The sequence below is a fragment of the Wolbachia endosymbiont (group A) of Longitarsus flavicornis genome (genome assembly GCF_963931955.1).
Taxonomy (GTDB): domain Bacteria; phylum Pseudomonadota; class Alphaproteobacteria; order Rickettsiales; family Anaplasmataceae; genus Wolbachia.
In genome coordinates this window covers 144,273-163,147 of sequence record NZ_OZ008337.1, presented here as the reverse complement: position 1 = coordinate 163,147, position 18,875 = coordinate 144,273, and the positions used below count along the sequence as shown (strand labels likewise).

Genomic DNA, 18,875 nt, shown 5'->3' with positions numbered 1-18,875 from the left:
TCTAATAGCTACCCAAAACCCTTATCTCCCACTCAAGTTCAATATTAAATTTATCCTTCACTGCATCTTTTACTCTGTTGCCAAGGTTTTCCAAGTCAGATGCAGTTGCATTATCGTAATTGAGCAAGAAGTTACAATGTTTCTGAGAGATTCTAGCTCCACCAATATTCAGCCCTAGGCAGCCAGATTTATCAATTAACTCCCATGCTCGGTAGTTTTTTGGATTTTTGAATATGCACCCAGCAGTTTTTCCTCTTATTGGCTGGCTTTTATTTTTCCTCTCAATAACTTCCTTTAACCTTTGCAGTATAAGCTCATACTCTGAGTTTACTCCTTTAAACTCAGCTTCAACAAAAATCCAATTTCCTTTTAGGCTATGTCCACGGTAAAAATACCCCATTTCTTCGCTGGAGAACTCATATAGGTTTCCATCCTCTAGATTCACTGCTTTTATGGATTGTACAACGCTTGCGATATCATTACCATATGCACCTGCATTCATTTCTATTCCGCCACCAACTGTTCCTGGAATTCCAACTAGAAACTCGAGTCCACTAATTTGTTGCTCTCCTGCAAAGTAAGCAAGGTTCCTGAGCAGCGCAGCACCACCTGCAACAATAGAGTTGTTACCCTTACTTTTAATATATGCAAACTCCTTACCTAATTTTACTGTTATTCCTCGAATGCCACTATCTCGCACTATTATGTTGGATGTTGCACCGATAACGTTAATTGGCAACTCAGTGTTTTTAATCAAGCATGTTAAATCTTCAATATCACGTGGTTTAAATAATATATCAGCTCGTCCACCGACATTTAACCACGTTGCTTTAGACATTAAGATGTCATAACGATAGACTCCACGTACTTTAGGTAAGCTTATAAGCATTTTGATTTCAACTCTAACCCTGCATCCATACCCATTTTCTCCGCATCTTCTATAAATGAAGTGCGCTCAGTGAAGTATATATTTTTTCCATCTGCCAACATACAACGAAGGTGTAGCATATTTTTGCTCACATATTCAGCCAAAGCTGCAAGTGGTGTGAAACACGAACCATTCACTGTCTTCATAAAACTGCGCTCTGATTTCACTCTTATAAAAGACATATTATTATTAATTTTCTCTAAAAGATCGATAATTTTTACATCATTCCTTCTACATTGAATACAAATCGCTCCCTGTCCCACTGCACTTAACATAACTTTTGGTGGCAATACCTCTGTAATTAAGTGATGTTTTTCTAATCTTATGAGTCCTGCTTCAGCTAAAATTATTCCATCAAAACTTTGATTTTGCAATCTGGTTGTTACATTTCCACGTAGCGATATTATATTTAAATCTGGTCTAACATTTAACAACTGAACTTTTCTTCTTATTGAAGAAGTGGCAATAGTAGCCTGCTGTGGCAAAGTCTCAAGGCTATTGTGTTTATGAGAAATAAACGCATCGCATGGACTTAGCCTTTCTAAAACACAAGGAATTGTTAAACCCCCTGAGAAAAATGCAGGTACATCCTTTAGCGAGTGAACTGCCATGTCTATATTATTTTCGAGCAATTCAGCCTCAATTTCTTTAATGAATAATCCTTTGCCTCCTATTTCAGCAAGATTTGCGTTTGCATACTTATCTCCAGAAGTTTTTATCTTAACAATTTCAATAGATAAGTTAGGAAAAGAGTCCAGCAACTTTTGTTTTGCTTCCAAAGCCTGGGCAACTGCAAGGCTGCTTCCTCTGGTGCCTATTTTGACTAGCATATGTACGACTGTTTGAATACCAAACCTTAACCTAATTAATTATTTAAACACTTTGGTAGCGTGTATCGCATGAACCTCGGTTACCCTCTCTCTGATGTTATTCAAGTACTTGGATCCAGTTTATATGAGCCTTTGCATTTATTGTACTTTAACTTAAAACCAAAAGCAACTTTGACTTTACAAAATAATAACCTTTTATATGCATAAATAAGCTTACTGGATTCTAGTACTTGCATGACAAGGTATAAACCTTATCGTCATGCCGCCGCGAACCGTCATACCGCGATTCATTCGCGGTATCTCTAGATCCCGCTAACACGTAGCGGGATGACGGTTGTCAGGCCAGCGCCCCTATGATGTCATCCAAGTAGCTGACACTGGGATCCAGGAAAAAGAATGGTGTCATGAAAGTAGCCTCCTTCTCCTGTCATCCCAGCGCCCCTATGATGTCATCCAAGTAGCTGACACTGGGATCCAGGAAAAAGAATGGTGTCATGAAAGTAGCCTCCTTCTCCTGTCATCCCAGCGCCCAGAGGTGTCATCCCAGTGCTTGACACTGGGATCCAGGAAAGTTTGCTTGTGAGCAAGCAAACTAGCACAGAAAGTGGTTACAACATTTTCGATGAGATTATATGGAAAACTGGATTCCAGTAGACTTCTTTCAAAATTCATGTATGGAGCTCAAAATTGTGAATTGCAGCAATCAAATTAAACCTTAAACCAAAACGTTTTCGTCGGTTTCTATACCTGTCCGAGATGATTTTAAACCTTTTCAATAAGCCAATTACGTTTTCAACAATTGCCCTTTGGCTCATAAGTGCCCTGTTCTCTTTTTTTTGTTCTTTGCTTAACGGATTCTTTTTCATTTTCCTGTGCGGTAATACAACATTTTTGTGTATCTTCTGCATTCCCCTGTAGCCGGCATCAGCTAAGATTTTGGTGTCCGGTAATATTGCTACCTTTGATTCTCTAAACATCCGAAAATCGTGTTTTCTACCATTCGAGAAAGATGTGCATATGACTTTTTTACTCTTCTTCTCTGTTACTATTTGTGTTTTTATAGTATGCCTTTTTTTCTTTCCAGAGTAGAAGGGCTTTTGCTTTTTTTTGGTCTCTCTACTGGCGTTTCAGTTCCGTCTATTACTAAAACTTCATATTCTACATCACTCTTTAATAGCTCTTTTTTTCCTGGTAATGCAAAATCTGGATGTTTTATTAATATGTCTTCTACCTATCTTATTATTTTAAAACTGTTACTTTCACTCATGCCATAGCTTTGCCCAATATGAAAATATGTACGATATTCTCTTATATATTCCAGTGCCATAAGTAGCCTGTCTTCTATGCAAAGTTTACTTTTTCTTCCACTTCTAGCTTTTTTTCTTTTATCCTCCACTTCTAGAATTTCTACCATTCGCTCAAATGTTGCTTTTTTTACCCCTGTTAAACGTCGAAACTTTTCTCCTTCTAACTTTTCTATTTCCTTATATTTCATGCTTTCAAATACTTCATCTTACACTCTCTCTAACAATTTTGAAAGAAGTCTAGTGTCAAGCTACTTGCATGACAAGGTATAAACCTTATCGTCATGCCGCCGCGAACCGTCATACCGCGATTCATTCGCGGTATCTCTAGATCCCGCTAACAAGCAGCGGGATGACGGTTGTCGTTTAGCTATAAATGTTAAGAAATTTACCAAATGAAAAAAAAGGCAAAAGAAGCCCCGTGGTGGTTGGCTATTTACTATGTACTAAAATATCGGCGTTTTTTTTATTCTAAAACGCTTGATTAAGAGCGATTTAGCTGCTTTTAACTTGCAACTAACCTACACCGCAAGTGTTTAAGAAATTTACCAAGCAGGAAAAAAGGCAAAGAAACCCTAGGGTAGCTAGTATTCAAATTCTCCCTTGTCAATTTGACGTTTTTTGCTGTCTTAAACGCTTTGTAAGCGCGTTTCGGCTTATATAGGTAAAAACCTAAAAATTTTTAAAGACATGCGATGCACGTAGTGCGAAAAATTAAACATGAGACGCCAAATACCCTAAGTTTTTTGTCATTAACCTGCACAGATTGCGAAGATAAATAAATAGCTTCACTATCATGATAAGAGGACTGGCGGAGTTTGTCAAGTAAGTTTTTTCGTTTCTGCGGGCTACTTGCATGACACCATAGGTTATTTGGGCAATAGAGAATTTTACAAAAATCTATTTTTAACTTACACTGCAATTTTAAACCTACAACTTATGTACAACAGGCTTATAGTCAAATCTTTTTCAGTATTATGCATCTGTTTACTTGCTTTATACATAACACTACCAAATTTCTTTGATAATAAGCTTTTTATTTCGAAAAAAAGAATAAACTTAGGCCTTGACCTGAAAGGAGGGGCATCTTTGCTTCTAAACATAGACTTAGACTTCTATTTTAAGGAAAAGCTAGTCATGCTAGCAGGTGAGATAAAAGAGACATTGCTAACAAAAAATATTGAATCTAACGTACAAAATAGCGTTGTAACTTTAAATAATATTGATGATTATAAAAAAGCATCTGTGTTGATTAATGCGATAAATCCAAATTTAGAGCTAAATAAAAAAGATTCTTCAATTCTCATTTCGTATAAACCCCATTATAAAAATTCTTTGATCAGTGAAGTAGTTGCAGAATCAATAAACAATGTCCAGCGCCGTTTGGACAAACTTGGCACAAAGGAAGTCAGCGTTCAAAAACAAGGGCAGAATAAAATATTAGTGCAGGTGCCTGGAGTAGAAGACACCAAGCAGATAAAATCTTTGCTTGGCAAAACTGCTAAGCTAGCTTTTCATTTGGCAAACACTAACATAGCCAAGGTGCAGGATATAGATCACGAAACTACTGTCATGCTCAAGGATTCTTTAGGTAATTCTTATCCAATATTCCGCAAAACTGAAATAGGTGGCGATTCGCTGGTTAACGCATCAGTTAGATTCGGCAATTTAGGTAAACCGACAGTGCATTTTAAATTTGACAGCATAGCGAGTAAAAGATTCGCGAAAATCACTAAAGAAAATGTAGGAAAACCTTTTGCAATTGTTCTGGATAACACAGTTTTAACAGTACCTACAATACGTGAGCCAATTTTAAATGGAGAGGGAGAAATTAGCGGTAATTTTACTGAAAAACAAGCAAGCGAACTTGCAATACTTTTAAAATCTGGAGCACTGCCAGCACCACTTAAAATAATTGAAGAAAAAAATATTGGCCCAAGCCTTGGAGAAGAATCAATAAAGGCAGGGGAAATGGCAGCAACAATCTCTATTGTAGCCGTGGCTTTATTTATAATCATCACTTACGGCAAATTAGGTGTATTGGCCTCTGTTGCGCTTTTTTCTAATGTAATTCTTATATTATCAATTCTCACTCTGCTTGAAGCAACTCTAACTTTACCTGGAATTGCCGGTATTGCACTCACTGTCGGTATGGCGGTGGATGCAAATGTTTTAATATTTGAGCGAATTCGTGAGGAAATCAAATCTGGCAAGAGAGTGGAACGTGCTATTGAAGAAGGGTTTAAAAACGCTATAAAGACAATACTGGATTCAAATATCACTACATTAATTGCTGCAGGAATAATGTTCATTATTGGCAGTGGAGCAATAAGAGGCTTTTCTGTCACTCTATCAATAGGAATTTTATGTTCGATGTTTTCTGCAATCACAGTCACAAAACTCCTGATAGAGTTGTGTATGAACCCGAAGGAACTAGCGCTTTGAATTAAGGATTTAGATCTCAGTCAACTACCTTCATTCCCACAACGTTATATCCTGAATCAACGTGCAAAATTTCCCCAGTAGTGCCACTACTTAAGTCGCTTAATAAGTATAACGCTGCCTTGCCAACATCCTCTATTGTAACATTGCGTCTGAGCGGAGAATTATTTCTATTCCATTCTGATATGGAGTGAAAATCGCTTATTCCAGAAGATGCTAAAGTTCTGATTGGACCAGCGGAAATTGCATTTACTCTGATATTTTGTGGCCCGAGATCACATGCTATATATTTTACACTTGCTTCAAGTGCTGCTTTACATAAACCCATAACGTTATAATTTGGCATAACTTTTTCAGCGCCATAATAAGATAAAGTAAGTAAATTACCACCACTTGACATCATTTTTTCAGCTCTTTGCGCTAAAGCAGTAAAAGAATAGCATGATATATGCATTGCATTGAGGAAGTTATTCAGTGAAGTATTGACATATTTGCCATTTAACTCATTTTTATCGGAGAACGCTATTGCATGAACCAAAAAGTCAAGAGTACCCCATTTTTTCTCTATTATTTCAAAAGTGTTATCTATGATTTTTTCATTTGAAACGTTACAGTGTAATATTAGCTCCACATTTAATTCATCTGCTATTGGTGATAGTTTTTCTTTTATTATTTCATTCTGGTAGGTGATTGCAAGTTCTGCCCCGTGCTCTGAGAGAGTTTTTGCTATACCGTATGCTATTGATCTCTTATTTATTATTCCAGTTATTAACCCCTTTTTGCCTTGTAATAGACTTGTCGTCATAGAACTATCTGTTTTTTTATAATTTGGAGTATTAACTAAGCAAAGTCAATTATGTTTTAAAACATTTTTTGCAGTAACTTGAAGTCTAATACCACTGTTAACAAAAAGGCAGCAATGAGAGTTTCTAACAGCCGTCTATCTTAGATTGCTCCTTATTAAACGAAACAAAGCTTTATTAATTAAATATTATAGTTAATAATTATACTCTTTTGACAAGTAATTAAAATAGTGTTAAACTGCGTGCATAAAATAATTAGTGAGGTTACGATGTTAAGCCGTATTATAAAAGTAAAATTAGAGAAAAACCGTTGTCCTTTTAAAGCATTAGAAGAATTCTTTGTTGGCAATATATTTAATATAGATGATCGAAAAGGATTCAAAGATTCTTTGGTAGAGTTAGTTATGAAACATTATTACTTTGGCAATAAAATTTTAACTTTAACTCTACCAAGAGAAGCAATACCTAATTCTTTCGCTTTAGAGCTTTTGTCTTCACTTTATAAAGAAAATGCGCTAGCTTTACCTATTATATTAAAATACCTTGTTCACAGGAATTTATCCAAAGATTTTGATGAGATCAGTAAAAAATTACAGGCCAAAATGGATCAAGATATACAAGAAGCGGAGCTACAACACAATTCTAAAATTTCTAAAGAAATTGAGGTATGCAAACAAGACATTTTAAATGCTCTGGATGGTGGTAAATCAGTATTGAGTGATCAATTGAAGCAAAAATACTATTCTATACTAGAAAATGAGGTTGCAAAATTAGAGGCTGAGATTTCAAAAGAACTAGAAGACTATACTAACAACACTAACATTCATGAAATATATCAAAGCCTCCTAAGAAACTCCTTGAACTAACTCATCTTTTTTTACCAAGAGATAGCCAAGTTCCTTTGCTCTTTTGATCAAATTTTTTACAGTTCTATCTTTATAGCGTATTTCATAGTATTCCATTCCTTTTTCTACATATTCCTGTCCGTATTTGAGCATACTATAAAATATGCACGCTATCTTTCTTGCAGTAGCTGTTATTGCTTTTGGCGCTCCTAATCGTTTTTTTAATTTCCTGTAGTATGCACCTAATGCACTTTTACTATTTCCCACAGAATTAGCAGCCATTCGAAATGCATTCGCAGCACGATTAATGACTTTACGCGTTCTTGTGCTAAACACTTTTTCTCCTGTAATTTTATTGGCAGGGCTGAGTCCTAACCACGATGAGAAGTGTTTTTCTGTTGACCATTTACTATGGTTTATACCAGTTTCTGAAATTATGGTCTGTACACTTAGTACATCAAGCCCTGGAACTTTAGTAAAATCCATACCAGTTATCCGGTGCAGTTCCTCGTGCAAAGCAAAGTTTGGCTTACTTTTTCTATGCTTATTCTTTTCCTTACTCAACTGTTTACTTTCGCCAGGTTTTGTTTCGAACGTTTTGTAATAGGCCTCAATATTTCTATCACATTCTGCTATTTTTTCTTGATAGATATTATATAGTTCAAATTCTTGCTTTAGCGTGAATAAGTGTTCCTCTCTATAGTCACCAGCTAACGCTTTTGCAATAGTAGACTGATCATTTTTTATTCGTGCATCCCTGAATTCAACCAATTTCTCAGGATCCCTTTCGCCTTCGATTATAGCCTTGATAATTTTCATACCAGTTACTCCAGTAATATCTCTTATAACTTTATGCAGCTGTATATTCATTTGAATTAATGCCTTCTGCATACGCAGAACATGTGTAGATGCACTTTCAGTAAGACTTTTACGTTGCCGCACATAACTACGCAATACACAAATTTGATCATCGGGTCTGAATGATCCATGAAGTAGTCCATAACTGTGTAGTTGTTGTAACCACTGACAGTCCTGAACATCTGACTTTCTTCCAGGTACATTTTTTACATGTCGCGCATTTACCAGTTTTACTTCAAACCCATATGATTCGAGTACTTGAAATAAAGGAATCCAGTATACTCCTGTTGATTCCATAGCTACAGTTGTAACTTTACATTTTTTCAACCACCGTGCTAAATTATGAAGGTCTTCAGTGAAGCAGCCAAATTTTTGGATACGTTGTTCATCTCTTCCTTCAGGTACACATACATAATGTACAGATGAACCAACATCAATCCCTGCTGCATCAGGATTCACTATTTCTAATTTACTTTTTGCTTTTTTCATGGCAACTCCTTCGTATAATTTGTAATAGGGAAACGCTTCAGCTTGGAACGGTTGATAGTACAATCTCCTAACCGAGGTAGTCTACAAAAACTCCATCAATGATTTGACCGTTCCTCCCAAAACCACGCTTACGAACGGGCACTAAAGGCACCAGTGACTTGGTCGGTTATAACTGCAAAAGCGCTTCTCACAAAGTTATATCAGAAATTACTCAAAACTTAAATTGGGAGTTTCTTCCTGGTTTGACAGATTTCGTCTGTTTGACGCTTATGAGTGCATGAACTCCAGTCATATATTCACCACTTAGGTTATCTTCTATATGCCGGAGTACTTCCAGACACTTACGCTTTACATCAGTTGTTGCTATTCCAAGGGCAAAATTTACTACTTTTGGTGTTATTTCAAATTCGTTGTACAGATTTAATAATTCTGATCCGTCAGCATCAAGAATGATTCCTTTCAGCGCTCCCATACGCAAATGCTCTAACGTTATTGCATGTTTGTTTCTCATTAGCTGCAAATGATCAGTTATTACATCTGCCAACGCTTTCAGTTCACTTTCTGATCCAAATGCCCTTATTCCCTGTACTTCCTCTGGCAGCACTACATCATCATGTGGAATATGCGGAATCGTAAATGTTCTTACCTTTCTTTTTCCTCTTTTTCCTACTGTTGCTGGTGCTCCGGGTAACTGCGTTGGTAGTAAACTTAATACTCCATTTTGCTCTTCTATGGTAATATGTCTAAATCTTACTGACTTACTTGGAAACAAATTTAAATTTTCAACTCGTCCATAATTTATCGGCAATATATTCATCGCATTTGTTAGTGCCGTCATACTAAATGCTGTATTTGTAAATGGATTTTGCATTCTTTTTCTCCTTATTAATTTTAGTTAAACTCCCTTGCGGATAATGATTCCTCGTCCTTCAAGCTGCTTTATTGCTGCATTTTTCTGTTCTTCAGTAATATTTGCTGGCCATACAACTGCATAATCTGCTAGCATTGCACCACGAGTAACAATGACTCCTTTAGTATTTTCCTTTGCGTTTACATCGCTTATTATCACACCTATCGCTCCATCTGTGGCAGTTGGATTTATTATCTTAATCATGTTGTCTTTATCACAACCAACAACTGTACCAAGTTTAAGATTTTGTCCCTTGGCTACTGTTATCTGATCTCTTGAATATAGACTTGATGCCTCATACTTTAATAGGTCACCCAGATTATTTTGTTCGGTTATACAACTCATAAAATTTTCTCCTTAATTGCTTACCGCCGCTTTTGTCAATGCTATATACGGCGGTTATAAAATTTAAATACACCGACTTTTCGCTACTTGCATCATCAAATCTTTCGGCGAATTCTGTGATATTGCACTCAGTATCTCTGTCTTCTTCGTTCGCTCTGCTAGCAGTTCCATTAAAACTTCCCTTGCTTGCTCAATACTTACGCCCTGCTCAATAAATTCTCCTATTTTCTCTGGCATTCGTGATAAATTACATAAACGTATTAATTCAAGAACTTCAGTACGATACTTGGTTAAATTATCAGTTTCTAGGTCATTTGTAGTTTGTTCATTCATAGTAATACTCCTGTTTTTATTAATAGATGAAAGAATTGTCATTCCGTCTGCAAGGCCTATTTCTACTGCTTTCTCCCCAAAATATAGCCCTGCCTCTGTTAATCGAATCTTTTCAATTGAAAGACCTCTGTTCCTTGCTATTAGCTGCAAAAACATTTCATATAGTCGATCTACTTCTTTTTGTAAGCTTTCCAGACTTTCAGACGTCATTGGCTCATGTGGGTTTAAATCATTCTTTCGACTACCAGCAAAGATTGTGGTGTACTTAATACCTTGCTTTTCATCAAATCTACTTTGATCTATATGACTTGCTATTACTCCAATACTGCCAACACCAGAAGTTCTGCTCACAAATACCTTCTCAGCGCTTGAAGCTATAGCATATGCAGCAGAGTATGCATCATCATTTGCTATCGCTATTATCCTCTTTTTTGCTCTTGATTCATAAATAAAGTCAGCTAGGTCAAATATACCGTTTACCTCTCCTCCGGGGCTATCTATATCAAGCAGAATAGTTTCTATATCTTTGTTTGATAATGCTTCTTCTATTTCTTCTTGAATTTTCTCATATGATGTCATTCCCAGAAAATCGTCAAAAGCCCCTGGTTTTTTGGTCAAAATTCCATGTATTGCTATTACTGCTGTTTTTTCTATATTCTGATTTACTGCATGTTTTATATTTTTCAAGATAGGTTGTTTTCCGTTATATAGTGACAACAGGTCAAAGCTTTTTTGCTCTATCATCATCGGCCTACATAGCCAGTTGGTTTGTAAAATTTCCATAAAGTAAACGAGACTTATTTTGTTTGTGTCCTGACATCAGAATCAAAGAAAAGGTTGAGAGAATCAGCACGCTTTTGATCTTCTGCTATTTCTTGGTCAATTTCTTCAACATCGTAACCCATTTCTGATACTACTTCCGATCGACTCTTAAATCCATTCCTTACTGCCATTTGCTGTGCTTGTTGATCTTTTAAAGGATCCACCCAATCAAATCCCTGTGGTATCCATTTTACTTCTTCTTTCGCTGCTTTTACTACTTTTTCATCTATACAGAGTTCTCCAGAAAGTACTGCTAACTCTAGCCATCTACTCCATACTGGTCTGCAAAACTGGAATACCATAATGTTATGTTGCAGCATAGCGCATCGACGACGAAACTCTATTAATCCCGCTCGAATGGATGAATAATTAACGCCTGTTAAATCTCCTGTTAGTTGCTCATATGTTATTCCTGTGCCTATTGCTATTGCCCTTAGCTGCTGTCTCATGAATGCTTCATAACTTCCTCCAACATCAGACGGCTCTGAAAATTTTATATCTTCTCCTGGGTCTAAAAGCTGCATTGTTCCAGGTTCCAGTCCAGATAGTGCTACTCCTTGCTCATTTGCTTGCGCCTCACCTAAAATATTTGCTTCTGGATCGAGTCTCGTAATAAATCCTGCAAACATCGCCGCTGTCTTTTTTCTTACTAATTCTGCATCATCGTATTGATCAAGCTCATAAAGCTTTAGCAGTATATTAGAAAGCCATGGCTCTCCTCTTATCTGACCAGGTCTTAGTGGTCTATAGATATGTAAAACATCGTTTGCTGGTACTCTCACTGATTCTCCAAATGAGCCTTCTCCTGGATGTTCTCTAAATAAGTAATATGCCTCTCTTTGCCCAAAACTCAATCCCGTTTCTTATTACATTACCATTGGCTAGTGTTTGATTGCTCTTATTGTCCAAATGCTCTGATTCCAATACTTGAAGTTGCAATGGTACAGAAAATCCATCTTCGAGTTTACGATGTCGGAGGCGTACAAAACACTCTCCACCTTCTATCATGCTCCTACATACCAGAGCTTGTAATCCATAAAAATCACTTACTCCGTTACTATCTGCTTCATCTGTCCATTTTAGCCATAATTCTTGTATTTTCTTTCGAAATTCTCCATCTCTTGCTTTTGATTGCGGTTTTATTCCTGTTCCAATAGAGTTACTTACTATTGTATCAACGATATTTGCTGCATATGGATTTTTTCTCACCATATCACGTGATCTACTACGTAAAGTTTTAAGGCTTTGAGACAGCAAATTATTTATACTTCCTGACTCTGGTTGAAAGTGAAAAAATCTTCTTCCTGACCCTGCTGCATCCCATGCTGAACTTTTTATCTTTGGTCTGTTAAATAGTTGTTTGAATGATTTTAATAACATTTTGCCTCTTTAATTATGCAGCAAGTTGTTGCACAATTTGACATTGAAAAATTATAGCAAGTTGCTAGAGAATTTGTTTAACAGATTGTATGTAGAGAGTCATTACTCTGGACTACGTTTATAAATTTCTTTTCGATGTCCTATTGCTGCAATCTTGACCATGTGCTCTGAGTTATCTATTAAGTATATGACTCGATAATCGCCAACACGCAACCTAAAGTAGCCTACCCATTTACGCGATAAAGCCTCACCTACTTTATCAGGAATAATTGTGAGACGTTTTTCTATAGCTTTTTGCACCCTTAACCGTATTGTTTTCGGAAGAGAAGGAAGATCTTCGGTATCTACACCTTCTAAATAACCAATTTGGTAAATTATTCCCACTTGATATCTTCATGCCTAATTATTTTTGCTCCAGGAACATTACGTTTAGCAGCAAGTTCAAGTAGAGCTATTTCTCCTTCATCCATTTCGTCACCTTCAGATAGTTTACTTACTTCAAGTTCTTCTTCTACTAGATCTTTTACAATCTCTTCTATAGGTCTATTTTGAACTTTCGCCATTTCTATAAGGTAATGAGCAAACTCCCCCTCAAAATTTACATTAACATTAATCCTTCCTTGATTTTGATCCATATTATTCACTGCAAGATATCAACTTCGAATTGTAACACTTTTATATAATTTTGTCAATCCCTTTACTCGTTGAAAACACTATCTTTCTCTTTGGCTTCACACCTGCAACTTTCAGTTCAGCTTTAATACGTTGCCTGAGCTCCAATAAATCCTTTATTTGAACTTCCCCGTACCGCACAACATGGTCACCATATGCAATTGATACTACTCTCTCTCCATTTTGTAGTTTCTTTATCGCTTCTTCGACTTGAATTAAATAATCTTCGTTATACATTGACTACTTGCTGATCCATTTACTTTTCACTATTTTCTTTGATTTTTTACTTTCTGGTTTTTCACTTAAACTATTCCATTTACTCTCTGGCCATCTATCAATCCCCAGTGCTATCGATGCTGCTCTTGCGTAAATCCGGCAATCTAGTACTTCATTTCTTTCTCTTACCTTTTGCCACTCTTGTTTGGTATATCCTTTTACTACTTTGCTGACTAATTGCTCTGCCGTTAGCTGCTTAAAATACTCAGGTGCATACTCGGGAAAATGACAATATCCAGGTAGAGCTTTTCCTTCTTCTCCTTTTGAAATATTAAGTAATTGAAAAAGCTCTGACTTTAATATCGATACTCCTACTGGCCATAGCTTTATTCCTCTTTTCAGCTTTTGCCCTCCAACTGTTATATCTACTCTACTTGGGCTGCTCAGCGGCACTAGTGCTTTATTTACACCTTTCACTGCCATTACTCTTCCAGACCCTTGATGACTTCTCACCCAGTTGTAAACTTTCTGCGTTGCATACCCTGCATCAACCGCCATCATACTTATCATATATTTAAGCCCATTTTCACCAATAAAATGATGATTGAGGAGCTCCGAAAGCTTTTTCCATACTTCTCCTCCTCCTGTATCTCCTTCAAATACTCGGTAGTCTATTGACCAACTTTCACGGCTTTTTCCCCATGCTACAACTTCTACTTCTAAACGATCTTTTTGGACATCTACTCCTGCAGTAAGTACCACTTCTCTCCTAGGTACTGTGCCTACGGGAAAAAATTCTCTCCTGTTGAATAATTGCTTCCAATCTGGTACTTCTCCTTTATCTACCCAAGTTTCTCCTAGCGTGGTATTTATCCAAACCTTCAGTAATTGTTCACTTTCTTTTGCATGAAGAAAATCCTCTACTGCTTGTTGCCAACTATACCAGCCAACTGGACTATAAAGACTTGAAAGATGAAATCCTTTTTTCTCACCTTTTACTCTATTAGTAGGTCTCCATTCTCCACGTTCAAGCATCTCTGTCTTTTGATGATTTTCTATCTTTTCACCACATTCTATACATATATAGTGTGCTGTATTTGGATTTTTATCTTCCCATTTTATTTGTGACCATTTTAAAATTTGGTAATAATTACAATGCGGACATGGTACAAAAAAATATCTCTTATCTGTTGCTTCAAATTCTTTCTCAATTCTGCTTATTCCATGAATCGTTGGTGTTGATACTAAAAAAATCTTTCGCCTTGCAAATGTATTAGTTCGTGCAATACTGAGCAGTACTGGATCTCCTTCACCTCCTGAATCTCCTGGATAGGCATCTATCTCATCAAGAAAGAGATATTTTACTGGCATAGACCTGAGACCTACACTGCTGTTTGCTCCAGTTATTACTACTATTCCACCTGGAAATTCCTTACTTTGCACAGTATTGCCTGAATCTCTTGACCTTGGGTCTTTTACTTTATTTTTTAAACATGGCGTACTCTCTATTAACGGTGCAAATCTTCCTTTTGACCAACGCTTTCCCATTTCAACTGTTGGCTGCACAACTAACATTGGCCCTGGTGTTTGATCTATGATGTAGCCAATCCAATTGTTACCAGCTTCTGTTCCCCCAATCTGCGCTCCTTTCATGAATACTACTTTTTCTGCTGGTGAGGACGGAGAAAGTGAATCCATGATTTCTTTTAAATAAGGAGTTCTTTCCGTTCTCCATTTACCTGGCTCTGATGCTGCAGTTGGCGCTAAAACTCGATACTCATTCGCCCACTCTGATACTTTAAGTAGTGGATCTGGTCTTAAACCTTCAGAAAAAGATGTAGCATAGATCATACCTTAACCCTACTTATTGCTGGTTCTATCTCAACATCATTAACAGTAGAACTACATTCCTCCAATTCCATAAACATCTTTTTCTGAAATTCATTTTCTATATACCTTTTGCTCATCTCACTTATCATTATTGCTATAATAAGCGCAAATATTCCTGTTATTGTTGCAAAAATGATTGCATTGCTTATTGTTGTTGCTGTTAAACCTATATATGCTGCCATTGCTACTGCACTTACTGAGGTAAAAACACAGATCACACTATTGTATTTTCTTACTTTTGCATCTCTATGCTCCATACACCTATAATAAATTGGTACAGATCTGCCTATCTTATCTGGTAATTTGATACTCTTTTCTTTAAATAAAGTTTTTAGCAATTCTAAATTATTTGACTTGATTGCTAAATGCAGAACAGGTGTATAGTTTGCTCCTTTTTTCAGCAGTAATTTTACTACATGTAAATGTCCTTTTTCTGCAGCAAGGTAAATCGGTGATAGACCTTTATTATTTACAATATCAATATCAATTTCTTCTTTTAAAATTGCATCTACAATCTCAATTTCTCCTCTTTGTGCAGCTAAATGTAGTAGACTATTCTTTTCAGAACCGTATTTATTACTCATCAAAGCCTTTTTTATCTCAGGTTTAGCGTAATCAAATGGTGTCTTGCCGCTATCGTCTTTTACGAGAGGGTCTATATCTTCTCGCGTTAGTAAAACTTCTATTGTTTTAAGTCTTTCAGCGTAATGTAGTGGTGTTTTATTTTCGTAGTCTTGCAAATTGACTTGAGCATTAGGCTCCCTTATTAAGCATTTGAGGATATCCAAACACAAATCTCTTTCATCGTAATTAGTATTACTTACAGCTATATGAACAGGTGACAATTTCATTGAGTTTTGTCCCATGCGTGCACTATTCACATCTGCTCCAAGCTTCAGCAGTAACTTTACTATCTCCAACTTTTTATTATTAACTGCATAGTGCATTGGTGTCTGATTTCGCGCATCAAAGACATCTATTTCAGCGTTTCCTTCTCTTATCAAAATCTTTACAACTTCTGCATGTCCTATGCCTGCTGCTAGATGTAATGGCGTATGATGCAGAGCATTTCGTACGTTAACGTCAACACCTTTTCCTATCAAATATCTAACTGCATTAACTTCACCTATCATTGCAGCCAAATGAAGTAAGCTATCTTGTTCTGACCCGTACTTGTTATTAATTAGCGCTTGTAATATTTCTGCTTTTTTTCCCTCTTTGGCGTAATCAAGAGATGTTTTACCATCATTATCTTCTACAAAAGGATTAATGTTCTTCTTCGTGAGTAACAAGTCCACCATGCTTAATTCGTCAAATTCTATAGCGCAATGTAGTGGTGTTTTTCCGTTTAACCCTCTAACATTAACATCTAATCCAGGTTGATTAATGAGACACTTTATTAACTCCAAACTTAAGTTATCAGCCATTTTATATTTAAAATCTTTTTATATTTGAAATTTAGTGTTAGATAATTCTTCAAGCGAGTTTGTAATCTCTTCAGTTAGCGCCATATGAATCTTTTCAGTGTCACTCAGTGATGCAAGTAGTGCTGAAACTCTATTTGGAATATTAAGCAGATTATTACGGACAACTCTTGCTACATTAAATGCTTCAGTTTTTACTTCCTCTACTGCTACAAGTTCACCAATCTCAGCTTTTGCCTTTGCCTCAAGCAGTTTACCACGTTCCATCTCATTTTTTATTCGCGTTTTTAGCAACATTGTAGAAAGGTTATTTGTATTTTCGTTTTCTGGATTTTTCCTCCTCAGTGGCTGACTTGGATCTCTTATTGCTGCCACCGCTTCATTTGCTTGTTCTCTATTGATCAAACCATCCTCCAACTCAACTATTCCTTTTTTTACTAAATAACAGACATATTGCTTTGATACTCCTATCTCTCTTGCCCATTCCGTCTGCGTGATTTTTTCCACTCTTTTCCTCCTCTCTTTTCGCTCCTTTTTACGAATTTTCTTCTTGAATTTCCGCAAAAGTTTTACCAGTACTGGCTAAAAGGGCATCTCTTCCGGTATATATTTGCCAACGTTTTATGGTTACATCTACAAATTTTGAATCTAGCTCTATTGTCCTGCAAATTCTTCCTGTTCTCTCACATGCAATCAGTGTACTTCCAGAACCGCTAAATGGATCAAGTACTATGTCTCCTGATCTGCTGCTGTTTACTATTGCTCTCTCCATTAGCTCTACTGGCTTCATTGTTGGATGTAATGAGTTATGTGTTGGCTTATCATAAAACCACAGATCACTTTGATTTCTACCCCCATGCCACTCACGTTTATTGCCCCTTTTCCATCCATAGAGCATTGCTTCGTATTGTCTTTGATAATCAGACCTGCCTAGCGTAAAATGATTCTTTGCCCAAATGATAAATGTTGACCATTTTCCTCCTGCCTCTTCAAATGCTTTTTGCAACGTTGAAAACTCTGATGATGATATGCAGATGTAAATTGCACCTTTCGTATATGCTAAAATATGGGAACAGATGTCGTAGAGAAAAAGCTCATACTTTTCACCTTGATTATCATTTAATATTTTTTTATCTTCTCTTTCTTGACTGCTACCATAATCAACGTTATATGGAGGATCACAAATAGTAATGTCTGCCATTTTATCGCCCAGTACTGCTTTAAATGATTCAACTACAGAGCTATCACCACAATAGATTCGATGATCACCTAAAATCCAAAGATCACCTGGTTTTGTTACCTTTTTGTCATCAACAGCTAAGTCAGAAAGATCTTCTTTTTCACTATCTAAATCATCAAGGAAATGTTGAACTTTTTCTAATTCAAATCCAGTCATTTTAAGATCAAACTGTAAATCTTCTAACTCTTGAATTTCTACTTTCAAAAGCTCATCATCCCACTTTGCCCAATTAGCTGATTGATTTGCCAGTAATCGAAAAGCTTTGGTTTGTGGTTCATTTAGATTATCACTTAAGACCACTGGAATACTTTCCATACCAAGTTTTCTTGCTGCTTTAAGTCTTAAATGACCATCAACCACAGTTCCATCGCTTTTTGCAACTATTGGTATACGAAAGCCGAATTCCCGAATAGAAGCACACATTCTATTTACTACGTCATCATTTTTACGAGGATTACGCTCATATTCGACCAGATTTTGAGTAGGATAGTAGTGGATTGCTAAATTCATATCTTAATAATTAAAAAGTTAATATTCAAAATATCTCTGACGCTAAAGAAGGCCTGGGGTCTGACCCACCAAATCCGCCAGTATGGCCGAAAGGACCCACTTTTATGGTATTTTTGATATGTTAAAATCTTTACCAAGATTCATAGCGTAAAACATTAATGCTAAAGCATCAGATTCATTATCATCTTTAGGCAAAAAACCTTTTTCCTTTACAGCTTCAATAACTTCACTCTTACTTGCATCTGCTATAAAGCGCTTTATAGTCTTTACAGGAACACCTTTGTATGGCACATGATGTTCTTCACACCAAGCAGACAGCACTGCAAGAAAACCACCATAGCAATGAGCTGCATCAGTTCCTAAATGTCTTCTTACTTCCTCAAAATACACTGCAGTGAACTTATGTTCTAAAGAGTTAAGCCAATTACGGAAACTCAAAAAGCACATGCCACCTCCACTGAAACGACTACCATGAAAACTTTTGCTTCCACTTTCAATTACTCCATCTGCTAGAATTGCCCAGCCTGTTTGTTTGCCGAGATCTAGTGTTAGGATTGACATTTATATTCAGATTTGTTTCACTAGAGTACGTGAACCCTATATAATATATATTCAGGATTTGAAAAAATTTTGT

Annotated in this window: 17 protein-coding genes and 3 pseudogenes; 2 read left to right on the top strand and 18 right to left on the bottom strand. The window is 36.4% G+C overall.

Features of this window, described 5'->3' with window-relative positions; all coding sequences use genetic code 11:
• Position 1 precedes the first annotated feature (1 nt).
• The 4 genes and pseudogenes from murB to AABM58_RS00750 form a co-directional block, all read right to left on the bottom strand.
• A complete protein-coding gene (gene murB, locus AABM58_RS00765) occupies positions 2-889 on the bottom strand; it encodes a UDP-N-acetylmuramate dehydrogenase (protein ID WP_338406006.1) in 888 nt (295 codons plus the stop codon).
• Positions 880-1,758: a hydroxymethylbilane synthase gene (gene hemC / locus AABM58_RS00760; protein WP_338406005.1), complete on the bottom strand. Its 879-nt coding sequence runs from the start codon at positions 1,756-1,758 to the stop codon at positions 880-882. The genes murB and hemC overlap by 10 nt, the downstream gene beginning before the upstream one ends.
• Before the next feature lie 449 nt (positions 1,759-2,207).
• Positions 2,208-2,357 carry a hypothetical protein gene (locus AABM58_RS00755; protein ID WP_338406004.1) on the bottom strand — a complete coding sequence of 50 codons (150 nt, stop codon included), beginning with the start codon at positions 2,355-2,357 and terminating at the stop codon, positions 2,208-2,210.
• A 69-nt stretch (positions 2,358-2,426) separates the two neighbouring features.
• Positions 2,427-3,253: pseudogene (locus AABM58_RS00750) on the bottom strand (IS5 family transposase).
• A 748-nt stretch (positions 3,254-4,001) separates the two neighbouring features.
• Here AABM58_RS00750 and secD point away from each other — a divergent pair.
• Entirely contained in the window at positions 4,002-5,507 is a 1,506-nt protein-coding gene (gene secD, locus AABM58_RS00745) for a protein translocase subunit SecD (protein ID WP_338406003.1), read from the top strand.
• Between the two features lie 16 nt (positions 5,508-5,523).
• Here the strand turns inward: secD and AABM58_RS00740 are convergent, their stop codons facing one another.
• Positions 5,524-6,309 (bottom strand): enoyl-ACP reductase FabI, encoded by a 786-nt coding sequence (locus AABM58_RS00740; RefSeq protein WP_338406002.1) that lies wholly within the window; start codon positions 6,307-6,309, stop codon positions 5,524-5,526.
• Positions 6,310-6,549: 240 nt separating this feature from the next.
• On the opposite strand from AABM58_RS00740, the gene AABM58_RS00735 reads away from it, so the two are divergent.
• Positions 6,550-7,173: a hypothetical protein gene (locus AABM58_RS00735; RefSeq protein ID WP_338406001.1), complete on the top strand. Its 624-nt coding sequence runs from the start codon at positions 6,550-6,552 to the stop codon at positions 7,171-7,173.
• On the opposite strand, the gene AABM58_RS00730 is transcribed toward AABM58_RS00735, so the two are convergent.
• From AABM58_RS00730 to AABM58_RS00670, 13 genes and pseudogenes are all read right to left on the bottom strand, one after another.
• Positions 7,153-8,499, bottom strand: coding sequence for an IS110 family RNA-guided transposase (locus AABM58_RS00730; protein ID WP_338406860.1), 1,347 nt, complete (start codon positions 8,497-8,499; stop codon positions 7,153-7,155). The two genes, AABM58_RS00735 and AABM58_RS00730, sit on opposite strands and share 21 nt — an antisense overlap.
• 265 nt (positions 8,500-8,764) lie before the next feature.
• Positions 8,765-9,370: pseudogene (locus AABM58_RS00725) on the bottom strand (major capsid protein); the annotation flags it as partial.
• 24 nt (positions 9,371-9,394) lie between these two features.
• Complete coding sequence (locus AABM58_RS00720) at positions 9,395-9,754, bottom strand: head decoration protein (RefSeq protein ID WP_338406000.1); 360 nt, start codon at positions 9,752-9,754, stop codon at positions 9,395-9,397.
• A 63-nt stretch (positions 9,755-9,817) separates the two neighbouring features.
• Complete coding sequence (locus AABM58_RS00715) at positions 9,818-10,870, bottom strand: S49 family peptidase (RefSeq protein WP_338405999.1); 1,053 nt, start codon at positions 10,868-10,870, stop codon at positions 9,818-9,820.
• A 14-nt stretch (positions 10,871-10,884) separates the two neighbouring features.
• Positions 10,885-12,289, bottom strand: a pseudogene (locus tag AABM58_RS00710) (phage portal protein).
• Positions 12,290-12,391: 102 nt separating this feature from the next.
• Positions 12,392-12,673 (bottom strand): type II toxin-antitoxin system RelE family toxin, encoded by a 282-nt coding sequence (locus AABM58_RS00705; RefSeq protein ID WP_338405998.1) that lies wholly within the window; start codon positions 12,671-12,673, stop codon positions 12,392-12,394.
• Positions 12,664-12,924 carry a hypothetical protein gene (locus tag AABM58_RS00700; RefSeq protein ID WP_077188256.1) on the bottom strand — a complete coding sequence of 87 codons (261 nt, stop codon included), beginning with the start codon at positions 12,922-12,924 and terminating at the stop codon, positions 12,664-12,666. The genes AABM58_RS00705 and AABM58_RS00700 overlap by 10 nt, the downstream gene beginning before the upstream one ends.
• Positions 12,925-12,964: 40 nt before the next feature.
• The gene (locus AABM58_RS00695) at positions 12,965-13,198 is read right to left on the bottom strand and encodes a hypothetical protein (RefSeq protein WP_338405997.1); all 234 of its coding nucleotides are present in this window, start codon (positions 13,196-13,198) and stop codon (positions 12,965-12,967) included.
• Between the two features lie 3 nt (positions 13,199-13,201).
• Positions 13,202-15,028, bottom strand: a complete 1,827-nt coding sequence (locus tag AABM58_RS00690; protein ID WP_338405996.1) for a phage terminase large subunit family protein — start codon at positions 15,026-15,028, stop codon at positions 13,202-13,204.
• Positions 15,025-16,494, bottom strand: coding sequence for an ankyrin repeat domain-containing protein (locus AABM58_RS00685; protein ID WP_338405995.1), 1,470 nt, complete (start codon positions 16,492-16,494; stop codon positions 15,025-15,027). The genes AABM58_RS00690 and AABM58_RS00685 overlap by 4 nt, the downstream gene beginning before the upstream one ends.
• Positions 16,495-16,512: 18 nt before the next feature.
• Positions 16,513-16,998, bottom strand: a complete 486-nt coding sequence (locus AABM58_RS00680) for a hypothetical protein (RefSeq protein WP_338405994.1) — start codon at positions 16,996-16,998, stop codon at positions 16,513-16,515.
• A 28-nt stretch (positions 16,999-17,026) separates the two neighbouring features.
• Entirely contained in the window at positions 17,027-18,241 is a 1,215-nt protein-coding gene (locus AABM58_RS00675; RefSeq protein ID WP_338405993.1) for a DNA modification methylase, read from the bottom strand.
• Between the two features lie 102 nt (positions 18,242-18,343).
• Positions 18,344-18,802, bottom strand: a complete 459-nt coding sequence (locus AABM58_RS00670) for a Holliday junction resolvase (protein ID WP_338405992.1) — start codon at positions 18,800-18,802, stop codon at positions 18,344-18,346.
• Positions 18,803-18,875 lie beyond the last annotated feature (73 nt).

Bases quoted from the DNA above. Each gene is read 5' to 3' on its own strand.
- murB (WP_338406006.1), bottom strand. From the start codon at position 889: ATGCTTATAAGCTTACCTAAAGTACGTGGAGTCTATCGTTATGACATC.
- hemC (WP_338406005.1), bottom strand. From the start codon at position 1,758: ATGCTAGTCAAAATAGGCACCAGAGGAAGCAGCCTTGCAGTTGCCCAG.
- secD (WP_338406003.1), top strand. From the start codon at position 4,002: ATGTACAACAGGCTTATAGTCAAATCTTTTTCAGTATTATGCATCTGT.
- AABM58_RS00740 (WP_338406002.1), bottom strand. From the start codon at position 6,309: ATGACGACAAGTCTATTACAAGGCAAAAAGGGGTTAATAACTGGAATA.
- AABM58_RS00730 (WP_338406860.1), bottom strand. From the start codon at position 8,499: ATGAAAAAAGCAAAAAGTAAATTAGAAATAGTGAATCCTGATGCAGCA.
- AABM58_RS00720 (WP_338406000.1), bottom strand. From the start codon at position 9,754: ATGAGTTGTATAACCGAACAAAATAATCTGGGTGACCTATTAAAGTAT.
- AABM58_RS00715 (WP_338405999.1), bottom strand. From the start codon at position 10,870: ATGGAAATTTTACAAACCAACTGGCTATGTAGGCCGATGATGATAGAG.
- AABM58_RS00700 (WP_077188256.1), bottom strand. From the start codon at position 12,924: ATGGATCAAAATCAAGGAAGGATTAATGTTAATGTAAATTTTGAGGGG.
- AABM58_RS00695 (WP_338405997.1), bottom strand. From the start codon at position 13,198: ATGTATAACGAAGATTATTTAATTCAAGTCGAAGAAGCGATAAAGAAA.
- AABM58_RS00690 (WP_338405996.1), bottom strand. From the start codon at position 15,028: ATGATCTATGCTACATCTTTTTCTGAAGGTTTAAGACCAGATCCACTA.
- AABM58_RS00685 (WP_338405995.1), bottom strand. From the start codon at position 16,494: ATGGCTGATAACTTAAGTTTGGAGTTAATAAAGTGTCTCATTAATCAA.
- AABM58_RS00675 (WP_338405993.1), bottom strand. From the start codon at position 18,241: ATGAATTTAGCAATCCACTACTATCCTACTCAAAATCTGGTCGAATAT.
- AABM58_RS00670 (WP_338405992.1), bottom strand. From the start codon at position 18,802: ATGTCAATCCTAACACTAGATCTCGGCAAACAAACAGGCTGGGCAATT.